General features: G+C 72.8%; 4 protein-coding genes and 1 pseudogene. 4 read left to right on the forward strand and 1 reads right to left on the reverse strand.

Features of this window, described 5'->3' with window-relative positions; translation table 11 throughout:
- Window positions 1–117: 117 nt before the first annotated feature.
- On the reverse strand, window positions 118–552 hold the full coding sequence (locus ACFW2E_RS41755) for a protease inhibitor (protein WP_384475860.1): 435 nt from the start codon (window positions 550–552) through the stop codon (window positions 118–120).
- A gap of 324 nt (window positions 553–876) precedes the next feature.
- Here ACFW2E_RS41755 and ACFW2E_RS41760 point away from each other — a divergent pair, with 324 nt between their 5' ends.
- The 4 genes and pseudogenes from ACFW2E_RS41760 to ACFW2E_RS41775 form a co-directional block, all read left to right on the forward strand.
- Window positions 877–1,443 carry a hypothetical protein gene (locus ACFW2E_RS41760; protein ID WP_384475863.1) on the forward strand — a complete coding sequence of 189 codons (567 nt, stop codon included), beginning with the start codon at window positions 877–879 and terminating at the stop codon, window positions 1,441–1,443.
- A gap of 68 nt (window positions 1,444–1,511) precedes the next feature.
- Window positions 1,512–1,892, forward strand: a pseudogene (locus ACFW2E_RS41765) (cytosine permease); the annotation flags it as partial.
- A gap of 784 nt (window positions 1,893–2,676) precedes the next feature.
- On the forward strand, window positions 2,677–3,846 hold the full coding sequence (locus ACFW2E_RS41770) for a lactate 2-monooxygenase (RefSeq protein WP_384475866.1): 1,170 nt from the start codon (window positions 2,677–2,679) through the stop codon (window positions 3,844–3,846).
- A partial coding sequence (locus ACFW2E_RS41775; protein WP_384475869.1) for a 2-hydroxyacid dehydrogenase occupies window positions 3,843–4,684 on the forward strand: 842 nt, incomplete at its 3' end. The genes ACFW2E_RS41770 and ACFW2E_RS41775, both read left to right, overlap by 4 nt.

The raw sequence follows: 4,684 nt of genomic DNA on the forward strand, positions 1-4,684 counted from the left end.
GCCCCACTCCGCCCGTCCGACCCCCGGTGCGAGATCTCCGGTCCCCGTGACAAGGGCTCGCACTCCCCAGCTGCGGGCCTGTTCCGGCATGTCAGGGGGACCGGGCGATCCCGGTCCTCAGAACGCGAACACGGTGCTCCCGTAGGAGTCCTTCACGCACGCGTTGCCGAAGGTTCGCTTGTAGTCGACTCGCTTGCCCTGCCACACGCCCTGGACGGTGACCAGCACCGGGTTGTACTCCTTGGTGCACTGCACGTCGTCTCTGGCCGTCAGGGCATCGAAATCACCGCCGACGTCTCGTAGTTCGGCGCATGCCTCGGCCGCGGCCGGATGGGTTCCGGAGGCCCTCGGGGCGCAGGTCAGAGTGACGGCGCGCTCCGGGGTGACGGTGGCGGCGTTGTCGCCGTGGCCGATGGTGAGCACCATGGCCGACGGGGCGTAGAGCGAGGCGGGGGCGCTGGCCGGCGTGGCGACGGAGGCCCCGGTCAGGGGTCCGCAGACGGCGGCGGCAGAGAGGCCGAGGGTCGCTGCCCAGCGCGCGGTGTTCCGCATTGTGTGCATCCTTCCGCTTGATCAGTCGGGTGCCGCGCTCGGACCGGTGGGCACCGGAGCGGGCGACCGACACTCTGCCGAGTCCGTCGCCGAAACACACATCCCACCCACGGGTTTCAGTAACCTTGCGTGTTGAATCAGTGGCGTGAAGTCACGGAATTCGAACGTTCCAACCGCGAAACTGTGCGGTTCTTGATCGCACGAAGCGGCCAAGTGGCTGGTTTTCACCGCCTCGTTAATAGTCCTGAAACATTCCGCTTCAGCCGTCGGCGGACTTCTCCGCGACCCCTTGCGTTCATGTTCGACCGGAGTAATCGTCATTACATGATTACTTCAGAGCAGCGAGACAAGGTGCGCGGCTGGTTCGCCGGCCGGCTGCCGGACGACCTCTTCGAGGACCTGGCCGAGGTGGCCGTCGACCGCGAGGAGATCACCGTGATCGGCCGCATCCCCGGCCCCCGGCTCGCCGAGGACGTCTCGGAGGCCGAGCGGGAGTCGGCCGTCCAGGGCCGGATCCAGGAGTTCCGCGAGCGCACCCGCGAGGCCCGGATCGCCGTGGCCCGCGAGGCCGAGCACCGCTTCCGCAGGAAGGTGTCCTGGGGCGTCGAGTGCGAAGGCCGGCGCGCCCTGTTCACGCACGTGGCGGCGCCCGTCATGACCCGGCTCCGGCAGCCCGAGCGCCACGTCCTCGACACGCTGATCGCCGGAGGTGTCGCCCGCAGCCGCAGTGACGCCCTCGCCTGGTGCGTGCGGCTGGTCCAGCGCCACACCGACGACTGGCTCACCGAACTGAGCGAGTCCCTGGAGCACGTCCAGCGGGTCCGCGCCCAGGGGCCGGATGTCGAGGAGGCGGTCGATTCATCCGCTGACGAAGACGGCGAAGACGGATGAAACATCCCCTGGTACGGACGCCGCCCTCACCTCAGGTTCGTTGAACCCTCAGGGACGGCGTCCGTTTCTCCTTGGTCGGCGGTGCGCACCGGTCGTTCGGTCCGGAGCGCGGCGCGCTGTCGTACGTCGTCGCGTACGCGCTGTTCGCCGGGCCGGTCCTCGACGTGTGTTCGACGAGTGTGTATACGGTTTCCGGTTCATGCTGTTCGTCAACAAGATCGCGGTGACCTCGGCGACGGTGCTGTTCCTGGTCGGCGCGATCGCCTTCGCCGGTGACTTCGACCCGTCGTCCGCCGGTGCCTCCTCCGTCACGGCGGACGCGGCGACCAAGTCGCCGTTTCCGGCCGTCGTTCATCGGCGCCGCACTGATCGTGCTGCCCGACCCGGTGCCGTTCAACGCGCTCCTCCGCGTCCGGTCGCGCCACGTCCCGGCCGGCACTCCGCGCCGCAACCGCAGGATGCTGTGCGGCGCGGGGGGCGTGATCGCCGAGAACCTCACCGGCCCGGACCGGCCGGTGGGCGCGCGGGAGGCGGAGGTGTTCCTCATCCCGCTGTGGCTGCCGGGCGCGAACGGGGCACAGGTGCGGGCGGTCGCGCGGGTGAACCGACCCGGCCCGCCGGGCGGCTGGCGAAGCCGACGTCTTCATGGCGCCGGGCCGGGGCCGGCGGTCCACGGCCACTGCGACGTCCCCTCCGGCCGGGCGGCCCAGCCGGTCGATGACCAGCCGCCCTCGCCGAACCACCGGACGGAACGGCCCTCACCCCCACGGGCCGACCGGGGCACGCGGGGCCGCTGACGGACCCTTCGGCCGCTTCGCCAACCCGGCGCGCGGCGGGGAAGCCGACGGGCCGTCATTCCCCCGCGGCACGGCCATGCCGGCATCCCCCCGCCGGGGGGTCTCACCGGCGCGCGGAACGGCCATCACCCCGCACGAGGCGGACGAACCGGCACGCGGCGGGCCATCGACGGACCCGCCGGATACCGGCGCGCAGACCTCGCGCCCGACGGGCACGCCGCTCCGGCATCCCCTCCCGCCGGGCAGGCCGACCCAGCAACGACCAGGTCCCCGCCGAACCACCGGGCGGGCTCGCCACCGCGCGTGACGACCCGCACCGCGTACGAGGCGGCCGCCCCCGTGGTCGAGCGGACACGTGCCACCCCAGGGGCCGACGCCCGGGCTACCCGCGAGTATGGTCGGCACGCGAGCTCAACGACGAGAGGCGGGACGGCGGATGGCGAAGCACTGGGCGGACTTCCAGTACGAGATCTATCTGAACGGGATGACGGGTGCCGTACCACGCCTGCCCACCGACCCCACCCGGCTGGAGGAGCTGACCGAGCGCCGGCTCGGCCCGGGGCCGGTCGGGTATGTGGCGGGCAGCGCGGGCAACGGCAGCACGGCACGCGCCAACCGGACCGCCCTGGAGCGCCGGCGCATCGTTCCGCGCATGCTGCGGGACGTGCACGAGCGGGACCTCTCGACGGAGGTGCTGGGCCGCGCGCTGCCCGCGCCGCTGGCGCTCGCGCCGGTCGGCGTGCTGTCGATCATGCATCCGGAGGCGGAGACGGCCGCGGCGCGGGCCGCCGCGGCGCAGGGCGTGCCGTACATCCTGTCCTCCGCCTCCAGCACGCCGATGGAACAGGTGGCGGAGGCGATGGGGGACGCCGAGCGGTGGTTCCAGCTGTACTGGGGCAAGGACCGCGAGGTGACCCGGAGTTTCCTCGGCCGGGCCAGGGCCGCCGGGTTCACCGTGCTCGTCGTCACGCTGGACACCCCGATCCTCGCCTGGCGGCCACGCGACCTCGACCAGGCCTACCTGCCGTTCCTGCACGGGGTGGGAACCGCCAACTACTTCTCCGACCCGGCCTTCCAGGCGGGCCTGGCCAAGCCGGTGCACGAGGATCCCAACGCGGCCGTGCTGCACTTTCTCGGCCTGTTCGGGGACGCGAGCCACACCTGGCCGGATCTGGCCTTCCTGCGCGAGCACTGGGACGGGCCGATCGTCCTGAAGGGCGTGCTGCACCCGGACGACGCCCGGCTGGCCGCCGATGCCGGGGTGGACGGGGTGGTGGTGTCCAACCACGGTGGCCGCCAGGTGGCCGGTTCGGTCGCGGCGGCCGATGCGCTGCCGCGGGTCGCGAAGGCGGTCGGCGACCGGCTGACCGTGCTGTTCGACAGCGGGGTGCGCACCGGCGACGACGTCTTCAAGGCGCTCGCGCTCGGCGCGCGGGCGGTGCTGCTGGGACGGCCGTACGTCTACGGTCTCGGCCTCGACGGGCAGGCGGGCGTCGAGCACGTGATCCGCTGTCTGCTCGCGGAGTTCGACCTCACCCTCGCCCTGTCCGGGCACGCCACCCCGGCCACGATCGGCGCCGCCGACCTCGTCGAGGAGTCCGCGTGACCGTGCCCAGGAACGTCCTCGCCATCGTCCCGCCGCACATGGGCGGCCGGGCGTCCGGGTCCGCACTCGCCACGCTGTTCCCCGGCACCGCGCGGGTCACCGTCGTCGAGGCCGTGGACGAGGACCCGGCAGCCCTGCGCGAGGCACACGTCGTCATCACCGCGCTCGCCCCGGTCACCGCCGCGCACATCGCCGCCGCGCCCGCGCTGGAGCTGGTGCAGTGCGCGAGCCACGGCTTCGACTACGTCGACGTGAACGCGGCGCGCGCCCGAGGGGTGCCGGTGTGCACCATCGGTTCCAGCGACGCCGAGGCACAGAACGTGGCCGAGCACACCTTCGCTCTCCTGCTGGCGCTGGCCAAGCAACTCGTGCCCGCGCACAACGCGCTGGCCGAGGGCGACTGGGCACTGCCCCGGCTGCAGAGCTCGCTCACCGAGCTGTCCGGCAAGACGCTGGGCATCGTGGGGCTCGGGCAGATCGGTCAGCAGGTGGCCCGCCGCGCCACGGCGTTCGACATGACCGTCCTGTACTGCGGACGCCGCCGGGTGGCACCGGAGACCGAGGAACGGCTCGGCGGCGCCCGGCACGTCCCGCTCGAGGAACTGCTGCGCTGCTCGGACTACGTCACGCTGCACACTCCGCTCACCGACGGCACCCGGCACCTGCTCGACGCCGGGCGCCTCGCGCTGCTGAAGCCGACGGCCTTCGTCGTCAACACGGCCCGTGGCGCCCTGATCGACCAGGACGCCCTCGCGGACGCGCTGGAGAAGGGCCCCGTGGCGGGGGGGGGGGGCGCGCGGGCTGGCCCCCCCCCCCCCCCCGCCCCCCCCCCCCCCCG

This window comes from Streptomyces sp. NPDC058964, assembly GCF_042741275.1.
Lineage (GTDB): Bacteria > Actinomycetota > Actinomycetes > Streptomycetales > Streptomycetaceae > Streptomyces.